Annotated in this window: 14 protein-coding genes; 3 read left to right on the top strand and 11 right to left on the bottom strand. The window is 62.5% G+C overall.

All coding sequences use genetic code 11. The annotated features are described in order from the left end of the window. Position 1 precedes the first annotated feature (1 nt). Positions 2-1,396: a hypothetical protein gene (locus tag HZB53_17225; GenBank protein ID MBI5879392.1), complete on the bottom strand. Its 1,395-nt coding sequence runs from the start codon at positions 1,394-1,396 to the stop codon at positions 2-4. A gap of 93 nt (positions 1,397-1,489) precedes the next feature. Between HZB53_17225 and HZB53_17230 the strand changes: the two genes are divergently transcribed. Together HZB53_17230 and HZB53_17235 are read left to right on the top strand one after the other, a co-directional pair. Further along, on the top strand, positions 1,490-2,875 hold the full coding sequence (locus tag HZB53_17230) for an AAA family ATPase (protein MBI5879393.1): 1,386 nt from the start codon (positions 1,490-1,492) through the stop codon (positions 2,873-2,875). A gap of 194 nt (positions 2,876-3,069) precedes the next feature. Then, positions 3,070-7,761, top strand: coding sequence for a DUF11 domain-containing protein (locus HZB53_17235; GenBank protein ID MBI5879394.1), 4,692 nt, complete (start codon positions 3,070-3,072; stop codon positions 7,759-7,761). A 75-nt stretch (positions 7,762-7,836) separates the two neighbouring features. Here HZB53_17235 and ilvD read toward each other — a convergent pair whose 3' ends face one another. The 10 genes from ilvD to HZB53_17285 all read right to left on the bottom strand — a co-directional run bounded on the left by ilvD (position 7,837) and on the right by HZB53_17285 (position 16,457). After that, complete coding sequence (ilvD, locus tag HZB53_17240) at positions 7,837-9,507, bottom strand: dihydroxy-acid dehydratase (protein MBI5879395.1); 1,671 nt, start codon at positions 9,505-9,507, stop codon at positions 7,837-7,839. Positions 9,508-9,670: 163 nt separating this feature from the next. Continuing rightward, entirely contained in the window at positions 9,671-9,895 is a 225-nt protein-coding gene (locus tag HZB53_17245; protein ID MBI5879396.1) for a hypothetical protein, read from the bottom strand. Then, positions 9,873-11,366 (bottom strand): HAMP domain-containing histidine kinase, encoded by a 1,494-nt coding sequence (locus HZB53_17250; GenBank protein ID MBI5879397.1) that lies wholly within the window; start codon positions 11,364-11,366, stop codon positions 9,873-9,875. Before HZB53_17250 ends, HZB53_17245 begins: the two co-directional genes overlap by 23 nt. 6 nt (positions 11,367-11,372) lie before the next feature. Beyond that, positions 11,373-12,089 (bottom strand): response regulator transcription factor, encoded by a 717-nt coding sequence (locus tag HZB53_17255; protein ID MBI5879398.1) that lies wholly within the window; start codon positions 12,087-12,089, stop codon positions 11,373-11,375. Between the two features lie 220 nt (positions 12,090-12,309). Next, positions 12,310-13,038, bottom strand: a complete 729-nt coding sequence (locus HZB53_17260; GenBank protein MBI5879399.1) for a hypothetical protein — start codon at positions 13,036-13,038, stop codon at positions 12,310-12,312. Next, positions 13,035-13,955 (bottom strand): FAD:protein FMN transferase, encoded by a 921-nt coding sequence (locus tag HZB53_17265; GenBank protein MBI5879400.1) that lies wholly within the window; start codon positions 13,953-13,955, stop codon positions 13,035-13,037. The genes HZB53_17260 and HZB53_17265 overlap by 4 nt, the downstream gene beginning before the upstream one ends. Positions 13,956-13,985: 30 nt before the next feature. Further along, positions 13,986-14,258 carry a hypothetical protein gene (locus HZB53_17270; protein MBI5879401.1) on the bottom strand — a complete coding sequence of 91 codons (273 nt, stop codon included), beginning with the start codon at positions 14,256-14,258 and terminating at the stop codon, positions 13,986-13,988. Then, positions 14,248-14,712 (bottom strand): PepSY domain-containing protein, encoded by a 465-nt coding sequence (locus tag HZB53_17275; GenBank protein ID MBI5879402.1) that lies wholly within the window; start codon positions 14,710-14,712, stop codon positions 14,248-14,250. The genes HZB53_17270 and HZB53_17275 overlap by 11 nt, the downstream gene beginning before the upstream one ends. Before the next feature lie 632 nt (positions 14,713-15,344). Continuing rightward, positions 15,345-16,052 carry a PepSY domain-containing protein gene (locus tag HZB53_17280; GenBank protein ID MBI5879403.1) on the bottom strand — a complete coding sequence of 236 codons (708 nt, stop codon included), beginning with the start codon at positions 16,050-16,052 and terminating at the stop codon, positions 15,345-15,347. A 192-nt stretch (positions 16,053-16,244) separates the two neighbouring features. Next, positions 16,245-16,457, bottom strand: coding sequence for a hypothetical protein (locus HZB53_17285; GenBank protein ID MBI5879404.1), 213 nt, complete (start codon positions 16,455-16,457; stop codon positions 16,245-16,247). A gap of 276 nt (positions 16,458-16,733) precedes the next feature. On the opposite strand from HZB53_17285, the gene HZB53_17290 reads away from it, so the two are divergent. Next, positions 16,734-17,138: a hypothetical protein gene (locus HZB53_17290; protein MBI5879405.1), complete on the top strand. Its 405-nt coding sequence runs from the start codon at positions 16,734-16,736 to the stop codon at positions 17,136-17,138. Positions 17,139-17,148: the final 10 nt, after the last annotated feature.

Genomic DNA, 17,148 nt, shown 5'->3' on the forward strand with positions numbered 1-17,148 from the left:
GTCACGCAGTTTGTAGACGTTGAACGACGGTTAGAAGCGCATCATCGCTACCAACATTGCCCGGAAATATGACGTAGGGCATGCCCGGAAATCGCGTTTCGTCCCCCAGCAGCCACATTGGGACGCCCGGAAGGATCGGAGCCGGCGCGTAAGCTCGCTTCGCGCCGAGCGCCTGGGTGCCGATCACACTCGCGGTCCACCCGCCCTTCACGATCAGATAGGCTGGTTCACTTGATAAACTTCGTACTATGTTTACAACGGTTTGCGTAATGTTGGCGCCCAACTCCAGACTGTCTGTCGCCGAACGAGTTTCGACGGTGCGGGTAGTATAGAGCACGGCCGTGCGTCCTTGACGAATGGAATGCGCAATCAATGCGCCAGCGCGCTCCGTCTCCCTGGCCGCCCGCCCCTGAGCGATTTCCGGCACAGATAGTTCGATGCTGTCAACAGGCAAAGCGCGCATGAGCACGTTCAACTGTGCGGAACTCTTTGGCACATGCGATCCAACGATGACCAGCCCACCTCCCGGACGTTTGCTCAAGCCGGCGGCGATTGGCGGATTGCCCTGCCCGGCCCGCACGCGGACGAACGAGGCCGCTGTTCGGCAGACAAATCGCCATCCGGCGGCCTCCGCGCTCATCAGTCCGGCGACAAATACTTCCATGTCGCGATAGCTGGCGGCGTTGACGATAGTTGTTTGCCTACGCGACGACAGAAGCGACGCGGCTACCGCATCCGGTCCTCCACGCCGAATCAGTTCCAGCGATATCGACTGCACGTCGTCGGCCCGCATCCGGCCGTCCCACTTCTCTTCGACCCAGTTTCGCATATTGGAGTGCTGATAGCCAAACGCCAGGTCGCGCGCATATGGGGTCACGGCGGCGGGCAAGAGATGGTCGCCCTCGCGCACCCATTGCACATCGCCATAGGTATAGCGCCCACCTTCAAGGAAGAACGGCGCGATGATTGTGCCGTCGCAGTCGCCCAGCGCGTCGACTTCCGCCGGATAATGTCCGCGCAGCGTCGAATCGCTGCGTGAAACCAGCGCGTAGCGGCAGCCGACCGCTTCGGCAGCCACCCTGAGGTTTCCAGCAATCTCGCGGTGAAGTGCGACCGCACGATCCTCGGGCATAGCGCGTGTGTTCGCCAGGATGAAGAACAGCGGGCGAGGCTCCGCCAGCTCCCGCTGCAACGCATCGACGCTCCAATCCGTGAGCACATATACATCACTGATCGCTTGCGGCCCGGTGGGGTCGTCATCCAGCACCACGACCTTGGCGCCGCCGCGATTGCGCTCGCGGATACGTTCAAGCAGTGTGCTGTCGGGGTACTCCGGCGGCAGGCTGGCCTGCCACTCGGAAAACGCTACTGGCTCAGTCGGTTCGAAAATGGTCATGCGCCTATCATAGCGATTTTTGCTTGATTGCCAAAACAAACTCGACTATAATCGGCACAAGGATTGCCGCCTCGCGCAGGCGACAGGGTGCACATGCCAACCCGCAAACCCGCATCGACCCCCGATCTGTTCGACCAGGCCGCCGACGAGCAGATGAAGTCGGACGCCCCGCTGGCCGCGCGCATGCGTCCGCGCGCGTTAGACGACATCATCGGTCAGGACCACATTATCGGTCCCGGCCGCCTGCTGCGGCGCGCGGTCGAGGCGGATCGCTTGTTCTCTTCGCTAATCCTCTGGGGCCCGCCAGGCACCGGCAAGACGACGCTGGCGATGGTGATCGCCAATTCTTCGCGATCGCATTTCGAAATCCTCAACGCCGTGCTGGCGGGCGTCGCCGACATACGGCGGGTCGTCGGCGAGTCGCGCGAGCGCCTGCGCATGCACCGCCAGCGCACCATCCTGCTCGTGGACGAGATTCACCGCTTCAACAAGGGACAGCAGGATGCGCTACTACCGCACGTCGAAAACGGCACGCTGATTCTGATCGGCGCCACGACCGAAAACCCGTATTTCGAACTGGTCGGGCCGCTGCTCTCCCGCTCGCGCATCTTCCAGCTCAAGCCGCTCGGCAGCCCGGAGACGCTGATGCTGCTGCACCGCGCGCTTGCGGACTCCGAACGCGGCTACGGCGGGCGCGCCGTGGCAATCGATGACGAGGCGCTCGAACACCTGGCGTTCGTGGCCGGCGGCGACGCGCGAACCGCGCTCAATGCGCTTGAGCTGGCAATCGAATCGACCGCGCCCGATGCGCAAGGCGTGACGCATATCAATCTGGCGGCGGCGCAGGAATCGATTCAGGGGCGCTCGATCCGATACGACAAATCGGGCGACGAACACTACGACACGATCTCAGCGTTCATCAAATCTATCCGTGGTTCCGACCCGGACGCCACGCTATTCTGGCTTGCCAAGATGCTTTTCGCCGGCGAAGATCCCGAGTTCATTGCGCGCCGCCTCGTCATTCACGCCTCGGAAGATGTCGGGCTGGCCGATCCGATGGCGCTGGTCGTCGCCGTCGCCGCAGCGCAGGCATTGCAGTTTGTCGGCCTGCCGGAGGCGCAACTCAATTTGGCCGAAGCGGCGCTATATCTGGCCACCGCACCGAAGAGCAATTCCGTACTGGCGATCCATGAGGCGGTAGCCCACGTCAAGCAGCATGGCGAGACACAGGTGCCGCAGCATCTGCAGGACGCCAGTCGCGACGGCAAGGCTCTGGGCCACGGCCAGGGCTACCAATACCCGCACAACTTTCCGGATCACCACGTGGCACAGAGCTATTTGCCGAACGCCATCGTGGGCACGCAGTTCTACCGTCCGAGCGACCAAGGGTACGAGCAGGCGGTTGCCGAGCGCGTGGCAGCATGGCGGGCCGCGATCGCGACCAAAGCGTCAGACGGGCAACCAAAGGGGCGACCATGAAATCCACGAGGACAGCCGGGGCGCGATTCGCGCGGTCCGCGATAGCCATTCTGATTGGCATGCTTCCTTTGTGCCTTGGCCTCTGGCCTGCGCTACCCATTCCAAGCGCCCACGGCAGCCCTCAAGTTTTCGACCTGCAGATAAACAAGCTCGGACCAGGCAAAGCGCCCGCCGACAGCCGGATTACGTACACCTTGCAGATCACGAACAACTCCGGCGCCACCCTGAACGGCGTCTCGATCACCGATACGTGGACATTGCAGGACTATGACGGCGCGTACCAGACATTCGGCAGCGCGAGCGTAACCGCAGCGACGTTAGTCACTGCGCCGTTGCGCTATATGCGCTTCGATCTGTCCCCGCTCGCGCCGGGCGCGACTGGTCAAATCCAGATGGGCATGTACATCACGCGGGCGCTCCAACCCGATTACCGCTATCCGCCTACCGTGTTGGGCAACAGCGCGTACATCACGACATCGACTCCCGGCCGCACGGCCAACAGCGATAATGCGAATACGATCGTCGCGGGACCGGTTCTGCAGTTGATTCCCAACATTGTGCCTCCCCAACCGGTTGACGGCACGCGTGCCGGCCGCGTGATCACGTTCACCTACACCTTGGAAAACAAAGCGCGCAGCGATGCGATTGACGCAACCAATGTCGTGATCAGCCAGGTCATGCCGGCCCATACGGAGTTCTACAGCGCTTCGCCAGCCAGTCTCAGCGTATATTCGCCAACCAACAACACGGCCTACTGGCAACTGCCCTTGTTACAGGTCGGCGCCATTACGACCGTGACGCTCACGGCGCGCATTCACCCGACAGCGCCGGCTGGATTTATCGGCAACCCCTGGCTCTCATGTGGGGCGCTGGCCGACGCCCTCGTCAACGTGGTGGCCTGCTCCCAGGACACGAGCTTTGTCATCGACGACGTGTTTGAGAAGCGGTCATTCGCCGAAACGCCGCCGGTTCAATCGTTTCCCGTAAGCTCGACGTTCAATTCGCGCGTCTTGACGTATACTGTGTTTGTCTACAACCCCTTTACCCACACGGCCAGCCTCCGCGTAACCGATACGCTGCCGACGTATAACGGCGACACATCGCGCGCCTTTCAATATCTCGTGCCGATCACCGGCGTCAATCCGCCGACATTTGTAACATATACCGCCAATTCCGCAGTCTGGGATACCCCACCCATTGCGGGCTGGGATGTCTACTCGTTCACATTTCACGTCTGGGTTCCGGCAAACATGCCGATCGACCCCAACCAGGTGCGCCGCGAATACGTCAATACGCTCAGCGGGTCGTATGGCAGCCTGGCGCTTCCGCGAAACGACGGGTACCACGACTTCGGCATGCGCGTGTTCGTCGAGGCGCAAGTGCTGATCGACAAGATCGTGACGCCGACAACGCAGCTCAACGGGCTGCCGGTGACCTACACGCTGTCGCTCAGCAATACCGGGCCGACGCCGGTCAGCAATGTGCGCGTAACCGAGACGCTGCCCAACAACGTGCCCAACTGTAATTTCCAGTGGGGTGGCATAGTAAGCGGCACCGCGCCGGTCGTGGCAGGCGGCGACACCGCGATCTGGGACGGCATTTCGATTCCTCCGCACTCGGCATGGTCCGTCGTATTCACCGCGACCGTGTTCGGCAGGCTCTATGTCTATTGTGGAAACGTCATCTACGCCAGCAGTAGCGACACATTCATTCCCGCGCGTATCGGAATCGCGCCCGTTTACATTGACAGCTCGTTCCGCTACGACAAACAGGCCCTGCAACCTAGCGTGGTGCTGGGTGGCAGCCTCACTTATTACGTCTCCGAATTCAATATCGGCGGCGTCGCCGCTGTCATGAACGGCTTCACAGATACGCTGCCCGCCGGATTCTATTACGGGACCAGCCCCGTATACACCGATCACGTTGGCGCGCCGTTCACACTGCTGCCCAACCACCAGAATACGTATTCTTCGACGTTTGCGGTCAACGTCGTCAGCACGACCATTCCATGCGACGCGTTGCCGTTCTATGTGCCTCAAGACGTCGCCACGTTCGGCATGCGCATCACAAGCCCGGTCGATATGGCTGGCTTCTGGTACAACGCATCTCCCGCGGCCAGCGTTCTTATTCTGCCGCAGGTCACGCTGGTCAAAGACGCCAGCCGCATTGATTTGATTCCAGGCGATGTCACAACGTTCACACTTACCCTGAATAACAATACCGCCAACGCCATATCGGGTGTGCGAATTACGGATACGCTGCCAACACTTCCAGTCAACTGGACGTTTGTCGGTGTGCTGGCGGGCACCAGCGCGCCAGTCATTACCACACCGGTGATTGTATGGGACAATCAAACCATTCCGGCCAACGGCGCCCTCGTCCTCAAGTTCATCGCCATGGCGCCACCCAGCCAAGTTGTCGCAACCGTCCCGGCATGGAACTACTTGAAAGCAAGCGTGCCGGCAAACCCGCTGATCTGCATGCCTCAGACATCGAAATACCTTGAAATCCATCCGCCGGTGATCACGGTAAACAAGATCGCGGGACCGTCGTATCCGTACCCGCCAATTCAGGCACAGGTCCCACCGCTGGGCAAGTTCTACTATCAAGTCTCGTTCCACAACAACACTCCGTATTCGGTGACGATCCAACGTTTCACGGAGACGTTGCCTGGCCTAACGTCCAAGTGGCGTTTCGATTCGATGATCAGCCCGGCCGATGCGCAACCCGTCAGCACGTCGCCGCTGGTATGGCAGAACCTGGTTGTGCCCCGCTTCCAGGACTACATCCTCAGCTTTTACGTGCGCGCCAGCACCGATTTTGGCACCTATGTCAATACCTGGTCGAACAGTGCGCCGGCCGTCGGCACAGGCGTGATGACAGGCCTGGTCCCAAGCGGCTTTATCTTGACGGCGGTCATGGGCTACCTGGAGGCGCCCGTCCAGGTCATACCGGGCGTTGGACTCGACAAGGTTGTGAGCCCTGATACGTTGTTCAGCGGCGATCAAGCGATCTACACGATTACGCTGGTCAATCTGTCCGGCGGCACCATCAACAACGTGCGCATCACAGACACCCTGCCGGCCGGCTTCCAGTACGGGTCAATGGTCGTTGGGTCATCGCCGGTGTTGACCACCCCGCTTGTATGGGATGTCGGCAACGTACTCAACGGCGACGCCAATCGGGTGACAATCTCTTTCCGCGCGACCGTGGGGATTTCAACGGCGACAGGAACCTACTACAACCGGGTTACCGCCACCTCAAGCAACGTGCTGATTCCCCCGACCGATGACACGGCTCCCTTACGCGTCGTATCGTCGCTGGGACCGCAACCGGACTTGGAGGTCAGCAAGAGCGATGGCCAACCAACTGCGCTCGTCGGCGATGGGGTAACGTACACGATCAATTACACGAACGTCGGCGCGTTGGACGCAACCGGCATCGTTCTAACCGAAACGCTGCCCGCAAACACCGTTCTCGTCGGCCCGTCGGAGTGGCAGCCGTCAGCCGTCGCAGGCGTCTATACGCGAATAATGCCGGATTTGCCACCGACCCAGACCGCCGCCGTCACCATCGCCCTGCAAATTGCCGGGCCAGCACCGTCCGGTTTCTACACCAACAGCGTCTCGATTCGGGCGACCAATGAGCGCATCACGAACAACAACACAGCGATCGATGTCGACTTGATGCGCGTGCTGGATTTGCAGGTCAGCAAGAGCGACGGCGCGAATGAGGTGTCGGCCGGGCAGCTAATTACCTACCTCATCAACTATACGAATGCCGGTAACGACGTAGTGACGAATGTCGTAATGACGGACACATTGGGGCCAGGCCTCACGCGCATCGGACGCACCTGGTACCCGGCGGGGGGCGGTGTGTTTACGTACAGCGTCGGCGCGCTGGCGGCCGGGGCAAGCGGAGTCGTGCCCTTCGCGGCGCAAGTCGATTCGGGCGCGATCGGTGGCGCCTGGGTGAGCAACACGGTCGTCATTGGCTTCGACGGCCACGACAGCCATCCGGCAGACAATGCGGCCACCGACATCGACGTGGTCAGCTATGCCAATTTGCGCGTGACGCTTGACGATGGGGTTGGCGTCGTTCTTCCCGGACAGATGATCACGTACTCATTTGGCTACGGCAACAACGGCGGAGCCACCGCAGGCACGTCGGTGCTGACGGCCACACTACCGCCGTCACTCGCGTTGCTCTCGGCGCCGGGGTGGACTGTGGACTCATCCGGCTATGTGCTCGCACTCGGCGACCTCGGCCCAGGTGTGACCGGAACCGCCGCCATTGTGGTACAGGTGCCCGTCACGCTGAGTACAGGCACGCGGTTGACGGCTACCGTCATCGTGACCGGTGTCGGAGATGTCACGCCGGCCGACAATTTCGCGCGTGACATCGACATGGTGCAAACGACCGGCCCGGATCTGCAGATCAGTGGTGCAACTGCAGGCCCGGCAGTGGCGGGCTTCCCCGTGACCATCATCTTGACCGTAACCAATGCCGGGACCGGCGTCGCTGCCGACTGGTTCTGGGTCGATCTGTACATCAATCGCATGCCGACCAGCCGCGCCGATCTTGGAGACGACGCCAAAACGGCGGCGCCAACCGCCGCACCTCGCCGCATCATGGCGCCGGCCAATCTGTCGCCGGGCCAGTCGACGACTGTCGTATACCAGTTCACGCCACCCAGCGAAGGTACATACGCGCTCTATGCGCAGGTCGACACCTGCGACCTGTCGAGTGTAGGCCCCGGCGCCAACTGTTACGATCCATCCTACAGCCGCATCCTTGAGCTCAATGAGGCCAACAACGTATATGGACCGCTGGCGGTGGTCGCGCAGACACCGTTCCGGCAGTATTTACCCATACTGCGTCGCTAACCAGAGACGGTGCGGGGAATCGAACACGGGGCAGCGGAAATCCACTGCCCCGTGTCATTTGCTTGCCGCGCCTGACTACGCGACGAGCGTCGCCCCGTTGCTGGCGTTGGTGACCATCTTGGCATAGCGCTTGAGCCAGCCGGTCAATTCGCGCTGCACCGGCTTCCACTGCTCGCGCCGCGCCGCCAGCTCGCCATCGCTCAGCCTTACGTCGAGCCGGCGATTCGGAATATCGATTGAAATGATATCCCCGTTGCGCAGCAGCGCAATCGGCCCGCCCTCCGCCGCTTCCGGCGAGATGTGACCAATTGAGCCGCCGCGCGTCGCGCCGCTAAAGCGGCCGTCCGTGATGAGCGCCACCGATTCGCCCAGACCCATGCCGGCGATATTGCTGGTTGGCTGCAACATCTCCTGCATGCCGGGGCCGCCCTTCGGTCCTTCGTAGCGAATCACCACGACGTGCCCGGCCTTGACCATGCCGTTGAGAATGCCCGCTGCCGCTTCGTCGTGCGAGTCGAACACGATCGCCGCACCTTCGAACTTCAGCATCGATGGCGAGACGCCGGCCGCCTTGATGACCGAGCCCTCCGGCGCCAGGTTGCCGAACAGCACGGCCAGTCCGCCGTCCTGCGAGTACGGATTGTCCAGCGCACGAATGCACTGCCGGTCGCGCGACTCGGCGCCGTACACATTCTCGCCCAGCGTCCGCCCGGTGACGGTCAGCGCGCCAAGCTTCAATATGCCCCCGCGTCGTCCCAGTTCGTTGAGAATCGCCGACACGCCGCCGGCCGCATCCACGTCTTCGATGTGATACGCTGACGACGGCGACACCTTGCAGATGCACGGCACGCGCGCCGAAATCTCGTTCACGCGCGACAGCGGGTAGTCGATGCCGGCCTCCTGCGCGATCGCCAGCGCGTGCAGCACGGTGTTGGTGCTGCCACCCATCGCCATGTCGAGTGCAAACGCGTTGTCCAGCGCGTCTCCCGTCACGATGTCGCGCGGCTTGATGTCCTTCTCGATCAGATGCAGCAGCGCTGCGGCCGCATGCGTCGCCAGTTGGTCGCGACGTGGGTCGAGGGCCACGATCGTTCCGTTGCCCGGCAGCGCCATGCCGAGCGCCTCGCACAGGCAGTTCATTGAATTCGCAGTGAACATTCCAGAGCAGGAGCCGCAGGTCGGACAGGCGACCTGCTCGAGCATGCTCAAGCGTTCCGCCGAAATCCGGCCGGCCTTGAACGCACCCACGCCCTCGAACACCGAAGCGAGGTCGACTGTCTGGCCGTCGGGTGTTTTGCCGGCGCGCATCGGTCCGCCGCTGACAAACACCGTCGGGATATTCATGCGCAGCGACGCCATCAACATGCCCGGCACGATCTTGTCGCAATTCGGAATGCAGATCATGCCGTCGAACGCATGCGCCCCGACCATCGTTTCGACCGCATCCGCGATCAGTTCGCGGCTGGGCAGCGAATACTTCATGCCGTAATGCCCCATCGCGATGCCGTCGTCCACGCCAATCGTATTGAACATGAACGGCACGCCGCCGGCCGCGCGCACGGCCGCGCGCACCACCTCGCCGTACTCCTTCAGGTGCACGTGCCCCGGAATAATATCGGTGTACGAGTTCGCAATGGCGATGAACGGCTTGCCCCAGTCGGCTTCGCTCTGAATGACGCCGGTGGCCCGCAGCAGTGAACGGTGCGGCGCGCGGTCAAAGCCTTTCTTGATTCGGTCTGAACGCATCACGCTCTCCTTGTTGACATGGCAATTCGGATTTGAGCCATTGTACGCGAACTCCGTCGAAGACCTAAAATGGCCAGGCCGCCCACAAACTGGCGGCCTGGCCTGCATCTGCCTTCCCACGCACTCGCGCCGGTCATAAACCTTTGACAGCGCCCGCCATCAGCTACCCCCACAGATACACGTCGGCCCGGATCAACTCCGAGACCACGCCGACCGGAACCGCCTTGGACTGCACGTCGGTCAGGAACACGAGCGCGTAAATAAATTCGTTCCACGTCAGGGTGAACGAGAAGATGCCGACCGACAGCAGGCCCGGCAACGCCGGCGGCAAGACGAAGCCTTCACGCACCAGACGGTATTTCGCCCTATCCTGACGGGCGCATGTCATGCGCAACCAGCCTGTCCGGCGGTGCTGGCGACTGCGGCTGCGTCGCCGCCGCGCGAAGCGGCAGCCACACGGTCAGCGTCGTGCCCTGGCCCAGGAAGCTCTCAGCCGTTACCGATCCACCGTGCGCCGCCACGATCGCTTGCACGAGCGACAGGCCAACGCCCGTCCCGCCCGCCTTGCGAGTACGCGCCTTGTCTGCACGGAAGAAGCGGTCGAAGATGTGCGGCAGGTCTTCGCCGGCGATTCCGATGCCCGTGTCGCGCACCACGATGGACACACGGTCTCCGGTGGCGCGCGCGCTCAGCCATGCTTGCCCGCCGGCCGGTGTGTATTTGACGGCGTTGTCCAGCAAGTTGCGGATCACGATCCGCATTTCATCGCCATTCGCAAACACCTGTCCGAGATGCTCGGGCACGTCGACGGTCAGCGCCACGCCGGCGTCGTTGGCCAGGGGCGACACATCGTCAGCCACATCGTACAGCAACGGCGCCAGATCAGTCGCCTGGCGCGGCGCTTCCTGGCCTTGATCCAGCGCGCTGAGCGCGAAAAGGCGTTCCACCAGCCGCTGCAAGCTCTCCAGTTCGCGCGCCATCGACGCCAGATACGATTCGCGCAAACTCGCATCGTGCTCGCCGTGAGATCGGATCATGTCAAGGCGCAGCCGCAAGCTGGTCAACGGCGAGCGCAGTTCGTGCGCCGCGTCGCCCACAAACGCGCGCTGCTTAGCCAGCGTGTCGCACACCTGGTCGGCCATGCGGTTGAATGAATCGCCCAGGCGCTGGACCTCAATCGGCCCTTCGGGTGTAATGCGCCGGTTCAGATCGCCGGCGGCAATCGCGCCCGTGGCGGCCGTCAGGTGCATCAGCGGCTGCGCGATCTGCTGCGCCAGCCAGATCGACACCGTCGCGATGGCGACGAGGACGAGGAGCCCGCTGGCAATCAAGTTCAGCCACGTCGCCGCAAGCGTGGCATGCAGTGCCTCAAGCGGCATGCTCAGTTGAACATATCCGCCGGCATGCTCGCGATCATCTTCAATGCGCACGGCTGTGTACAGGCGCTCATCATCGGTTCCCGGCTCCCGCCGGATGACGGCCAGATCCACGCCGTTGCGCGCGCTGGCCAGTTCGGCCATTTGGGCCACGAGCGTCTCGCTCGCCCGTCCGTCGGATGCCGCTACGACCTGCATGTGCTCATCGTACAAGGTGACGCGACTGCCCGTTTGTCGCGCGTACGATTGCGCCAGTTCCACGACGCTGCGACCGGGCGTCGCTGCATGCTCCTCTTCGTGCACGAGCGGGTCGCGCAGGGCGTTAGCAATCAAGTGCGCTTGAAGCTCGATCGCGTGACCGGCTTCCACATACGCGGTCGCCTGCAGGCGGCTGCCGGTCCACAGAATCACCCCGCCCAGCCCGATGGCCGTCAGCAAAAGGTAAGTGACCAGCAGCCGCGCCCTCAATGTGCGGAAGATCATCACGCATCAACCCTGCGGCGCATTGTCTGAACCGCCGAAACGATAGCCGAAACCGCGCACGGTTTGAATATACACCGGCGCGGACGGATCGGCTTCGATTTTTTCACGCAGCCAGCGGATGTGCACGTCGAGCGTGCGTGTATCACCCACCCAATCTTCGCCCCAGACTCGGTCGAGCAGCGCCTGCCGCTGCTGCGCGACGGCGGGCCGCTCGATAAGCGCCAGCAGCAGATCGTACTCGCGCTGGGTGCATTCGACCAGCCGGCCATCACGCCAGACTTGCCGCGCCTCCCGATCGACCACCAGGCCGCCAACCGTAATGCGCCCGGTCGCACTTGCCCCATCCGGTTGATCCAGTTGACGGCGGCGCAGCGCCGCCCGCACGCGGGCCAGCAGTTCGCGGAAGCTGAACGGTTTGAGAATATAGCCGTCGGCGCCGAGTTCCAGCCCCATCACGCGCTCCATCTCCTGTCCGCGCGCGGTCAGCATCAGGATCGGCACCGCCGATTCGGCGCGCAGCGTCCGGCAGACGGCGAAGCCATCCATGCCCGGCAGCATCACGTCGAGCAGGACGACGTCGGGCTTTTCCGCGCGTGCCAGTGCCAGCCCCGTCACGCCGTCCGCGCCGTGCAGCACGCGAAAGCTCTCGGATTTCAGCCCGAACACCAGCGGTTCCGCGATGTTTTCGTCGTCCTCAACCACCAGTATAGTCGGCGTGCTCATGCATCCATCTTACCCGTTGCGCCGCAGGCCTGTCAAACATCGCAAGCTGCGGACGGGGCTTCCCTGGCGACCGCTGAGCTTGCCGTACCGCCCCGCGCAGACGGGGTCGAAGCGCAAAGCGCAGGCGCGGGCTTACTTGCCCGCGCCTGTGTGGAATGCCGTTCGGTCTTGCGATAGCCAGATCGACATATCGTGTCCGGGGTGCCGTCTGTACGGGAATCTAACTGCGCGGCGCGCGTGCCACGCCGCTCGCCTGCGGACGCGCCGATTTGCCGGCCGTCACACGGTAGATGAACAAGAACAGAACCGCGCCACCCGTTGCCCAGTAGTAGAGTTGCACCGGGACACCGGCTGTATCGGTGCCACTCATCACGGCATGTACCAGAACGCCAACAAACGCCAGGAGGCTGCTGTAGTGCAAAAGCCGCCATGTGCGATAGCCGATATAGCGCCGCACGTACACACTGAACGCCACGACCGCGCCCAAATAGATCGCAATCTGGCCAATGCCAACCCACACCGGCCGGTATTCGTTTCCACCGAACGGGATCAAGATCTGCGCGAGCGAGAAGTTCGCGTACTTGTCGCCCATCAGGATAAGTGCGTGAAACAGGCCAACCGAAAGACCGAGCAAGCTGGCAAACTCGTGTACGTCGGCTGCCGCCGGGCCGCCCGGCCAGATTCGCGCCATCCGGTTCGTGACCATCAAGCCCAGCGCCACCGAAACCCACACCAGGCCGTACGCGACCAGCGCGCTGGCCCGCGACAGATACCAGTACGCCTTGGGTTCCGGGCCCAGTAGCGACGACACCAGGCTCGGCATCCAGGCCGGCAGCACAACAGCCGCCACCAGTGCGCCGGCTGCCGCCCCCAACATCAGCCAGAGCGCCGTATCGATCGTCGTCGCTGGCTCGAACTCCTCAACTGCTTTGTTCGATCTATTGCTCATTGTGGCTCCCAGAGATATTCACGCATACGCTGACTATGGACAATATGGCCATCCGACAGTACCGCTAACCCGGCCAGCCATGGACGCGCATCGATCCACGCTAACCCCTGCTGGCTGCCCAGAATCAGCATAACCTTGGCCGCCGCCTCCGCCTCGCGGGCGGAGGGCGCCACCACCGTCGCCGTCAGGACATCCGTCTCGGCCGGTCGCCCGGTGCGCGGGTCGATCAGGTGATGCTGCGGCTGCCCGTTCTTAACCCATTGCCGGTAATCCCGCCCCGACGTCGCTACTCCGCCTGACCGGAGCATGACCATCGTCGGCGCAGCGGATCCTGCCCCGGCGATGTCCACGGCGATCGGCCATGGCTCGCCGTCCGCTTGCGGCCCGTTGACGGCGATATCGCCGCCGGCATCCATCAGCGCGGGGCCGACCGTCGCCAGCCGCGCCACCGTCTGGTCAGCCGCCCAGCCCTTCGCGGTTCCGCCCAGATCGAGTCCCGCGTGAGCCGGTACGCGCAGCGCATGCTGCCGCGCATCCCAATCCAAGTCGCGCCAGTCCGGCACGTTGGCCGGCGCTGCAAACGAGACGGCGCCGGCAACAGCCAGAAACTCGAAACTCCGATCATATCCGGCCGCCACCAGCGCGCCCAGCACCAGGGGCGTGACGATTCCCTGTGTCGCATGGGCCGATTCAATCGCCGCCTGCACCACCTCCCACAGCGCATCCCCGACCGGCACCCACTGCCCGGCATGCGCGTTCAATCGGTTTAGGTCGCTGTGCGCCCGAAAGCGGCTGAACGCCTGCTCCCAGCTTTCAAACCACGCCGGCACGTTGTCCAGTGCCGCCGTGGCCTCGCCATCGCCATCCACGATAGCCAGCATCTCGCAGCCCATCGCGCGGAACGGCAATCTGTGCATGATAACTCCAGGTACTCTGACCTACCCGTGCTACCGCGAAGACCGCGAGCGCGTTACCGGCGCCGGGGCCGCGCGCACGGTACGCAGCGCGCCCGTCGTGTTCAGTGCCGTGGTATTTGGGCTCGCCGGCGCAGCCGTGCCTGGCGTCGCTGCCCGCTCAACCGCACTTGCCACGCTCGTGGGGTTCATCAACGCGGCCGACGACATCTGCGCCCATCCGACTAGTGTACCCAGCACCGTGAAACCGATTAGCGCGCCTTTGATCGCCGCCGCTTTCGCTTGGCCGCCCTGGTTAGTCGCCATCGTCATCACCGTGCGTGCCGAAGATCGAACCGTGCTCGGCTTTGTGCTCTTTTTCGCCACGCTGCTGCGCGACGCTCTGAGCCGGTACCGCACCATTGTACAACACACGGGCCGTATTTATGTCAACGTATACCAGGCCCGTTGACAGCGTCACTTCGTACGCAGTGATTCCCATGTAATTGACGAGCTCCGGCGCGCGTAGCAACCGACCGCCCGGCGTCGACTTGAGCGCGGCGGTCGCCGCCTGCTCGGGCGAAATCTTCGGCGTGGGGACTGCCATGTCAACCGCAGACACCGGCTGCACGCTCGTGTTGGTTTTCGCCGGCTGTGCGACTGCTTCTGCACCGGATGTCGCCACACCAATCGTTGATAATTGGTAGAACAACACCCCTGCGATTGTCATTATGAATGTAGTCAGGCCGATAGCTATAGCCAATGCAGGACGTTTGATCATCTGAATCCTCCGGTCGTTCAAGATGATCCAAGCATATCACCTTTGGCTGGCCTTGTGGTTATCGGCTGGTAAGGAACATATTAAGGGCTGGTTAAGTTGGGTAGCGTGAAGCCCGGTCAAGCCGGGCTTCTGATACATCGTTCGACTACTGCTGTACGACTAGCGATACTACTTGGAGGAGCGCGTCTGTGCCGCCGGTGCCGGAGCACCACCGCCTCCACCACCGCCACCGCCCCCCCCGCTCTCTTTCGGGCGCGGCGGCGCGCTCACAACGCGCAGCGCCACCGGTGCCGGTTCGGGTGCCGAAGCTACCGCGGCAGCCGGCGCAGCCGCTGGAGCAATCGGCGCGGCCTGCGGAACATTGACTACCACCACCGGTGCGACGGTCGGCACCTTGAGCGGCGCAACGGTTGGCATGGCTGGCAGTTCAATTGTGAACTCGGCAACTGGCGCCACCTCAGCATTCGAAGCGGCCGCCGGCGCAAGGGCCATACTTGTTACGGCATCTTTGCGGGCTGCATGTTCAGCCAGCGTTAGGTTTGCCCAACCGCCCATCATCGCAACCAGCGACAGAGCAGAGAGTACAAGCTTGGCGTGCGGTGCGCCTTTAGTATTGGTTGATTGTGCCATGGTTAGCGTCCCTCGTGCTCGTCTTCGTGATGCTCGTCTTCATGGTGGTTATCTTCCTTACCGGCGTTGTTTTGCCCGGCACCCTGCTTGCGATCTTCGGGGCCGTCACTGTTCGCCTGCACCTCTACGTTTGTGAATAACACCTTGCCCGTATTGGCATCAATGTACACGACACCGGTGGCGTAGCCGATTTCATAGGCGGGCTTGCCCTCGAATTCGACCAACTCCGGGCCCTTGGTCGGTTTGGCTCCTTGTGTAGCGCCCCATGCGATGCCGACGGCCTGTTCTGGCGACACGGCAAACTTCGGTACGGCCGGCCTGGCCGGCGCTGTCGGCTGCGCAGCTGCTTTCGCTTGCGCCTCCTGAACCTGCTGGGCCTTCACACGGGCCGTCTGTGCTTCCGTCTCGGCCTTGTGCAGCGCCTCAGCCTGCTTCTGCATCTGGGCATTTGCCTCTTCAATCTGTTTGTTAGCCCGGTCCAGCAGTTGCTGGTATGACGCCTCGCGTTCGGCAATCGCCATCTTGATGGCCGACGTATCAAGCGTAGGCGTCGCCTCGACCTGCGCCGGCGTCACGGTCGGTGCCGAAGATGCGGTGGGTGCGCGTACGGCGTCGCTTGCTTGCGATACCTGGGTAATTAGTGCGCCAAGCATCGTCATAAAGAAAGCGGTCAGGGCTATGGCGACAACGAGTGCGGATTTTTGGCTCATGGCTTCCTCTCCCGTGAATTTGATGCGGCAACAAATGAATCTGAATACAGCGAGAATAACGTACCCCAATGGGGTTTGGTTACATGCCCGCACAAGTGAATTACCTGACAAACGAAAAAGCTGCGCCCTGCCATCTGGCAGGGCGCTGAAAGGCACGCGTGCAGCAAGGGTCAATCATCGCACTATGCGCGCTTAGATCAGGTGCACGCCATGCAGTTCATCGAGCATGTGAGCGCGCGTCTGCACCTCGGCCACCTTGTTCGACGCATAAGTAGAAGCGTCGACCAGCAACTTGTGCGCCTGCGCAGCGGGCAGTTGCTGGACCGTGTGGTACGTATATCCACGCGCCTGCAGGTACTCTTCCTCGAACATGCGCAGAAGCTCGGCCTGGCGATCTTCCAACATATTCCACCTCCTCACCTGCGGGGCTGGGCCGGAGCGCCAGTTCCCCAATCGCCGCTGTGCGCCATACCATTTGCACGTACAGGCCCACCTCGCCACAGTCACTTTACCACACTCTACGCGCGCCGTCACCGGGCAATTGTCCCTTCTCTGGCGGGATGTTCGACCGTACATTGGCAGTGCGCTGCCGCATGCCTGTCATTCGGGGTGGAGCGTGGATGGCGTCACTTTGACGCTCGACGCTTTGACATTTCTTCTTCGTACCACTACACTTTCCACATGACGGCCAACCATCCCGCGCCCCCCGGACTGCTTGTGCGCATGCGCGTCGGCGCGATCGAACGCATCCACAAACTGTTCATTATCCATCGCACGCGCCAGTCGCGTGAGCGCGGCGTAGGGACCGAGTTCCGGGTGCTCACCAAAGAAAATACCGACGGCACGCTGGAACTGCTCGGCTACACGTACAGATTTGACGGGACCAACGAGCACCAATCCGATGTGCTTCGTTCGCCATCCGTGCCGCCCGACAAGCTGATCGACATCATCAAACACCTCGTCGAGCGGACGCGCACCGACATCACGCAGTTGGAGGTCATCGACCTGACCACGCTGCCCACGCGCCTCGATCAGGCCGACCGACTCGCCCAGCGCGACCTGCTTGATGCCTTCAATTTCGAGTAAGGAGCCGCCG

The organism is Chloroflexota bacterium, from assembly GCA_016235055.1.
GTDB lineage: Bacteria > Chloroflexota > Anaerolineae > JACRMK01 > JACRMK01 > JACRMK01.

Coding starts and splice junctions, on each gene's coding strand:
- HZB53_17225 (MBI5879392.1), bottom strand. CDS start 1,396: ATGACCATTTTCGAACCGACTGAGCCAGTAGCGTTTTCCGAGTGGCAG.
- HZB53_17270 (MBI5879401.1), bottom strand. CDS start 14,258: ATGGCGACTAACCAGGGCGGCCAAGCGAAAGCGGCGGCGATCAAAGGC.
- HZB53_17230 (MBI5879393.1), top strand. CDS start 1,490: ATGCCAACCCGCAAACCCGCATCGACCCCCGATCTGTTCGACCAGGCC.
- HZB53_17275 (MBI5879402.1), bottom strand. CDS start 14,712: ATGATCAAACGTCCTGCATTGGCTATAGCTATCGGCCTGACTACATTC.
- HZB53_17285 (MBI5879404.1), bottom strand. CDS start 16,457: ATGTTGGAAGATCGCCAGGCCGAGCTTCTGCGCATGTTCGAGGAAGAG.
- HZB53_17260 (MBI5879399.1), bottom strand. CDS start 13,038: ATGAGCAATAGATCGAACAAAGCAGTTGAGGAGTTCGAGCCAGCGACG.
- HZB53_17245 (MBI5879396.1), bottom strand. CDS start 9,895: ATGACATGCGCCCGTCAGGATAGGGCGAAATACCGTCTGGTGCGTGAA.
- HZB53_17290 (MBI5879405.1), top strand. CDS start 16,734: ATGACGGCCAACCATCCCGCGCCCCCCGGACTGCTTGTGCGCATGCGC.
- HZB53_17265 (MBI5879400.1), bottom strand. CDS start 13,955: ATGCACAGATTGCCGTTCCGCGCGATGGGCTGCGAGATGCTGGCTATC.
- HZB53_17280 (MBI5879403.1), bottom strand. CDS start 16,052: ATGAGCCAAAAATCCGCACTCGTTGTCGCCATAGCCCTGACCGCTTTC.
- HZB53_17255 (MBI5879398.1), bottom strand. CDS start 12,089: ATGAGCACGCCGACTATACTGGTGGTTGAGGACGACGAAAACATCGCG.
- ilvD (MBI5879395.1), bottom strand. CDS start 9,507: ATGCGTTCAGACCGAATCAAGAAAGGCTTTGACCGCGCGCCGCACCGT.
- HZB53_17250 (MBI5879397.1), bottom strand. CDS start 11,366: ATGATCTTCCGCACATTGAGGGCGCGGCTGCTGGTCACTTACCTTTTG.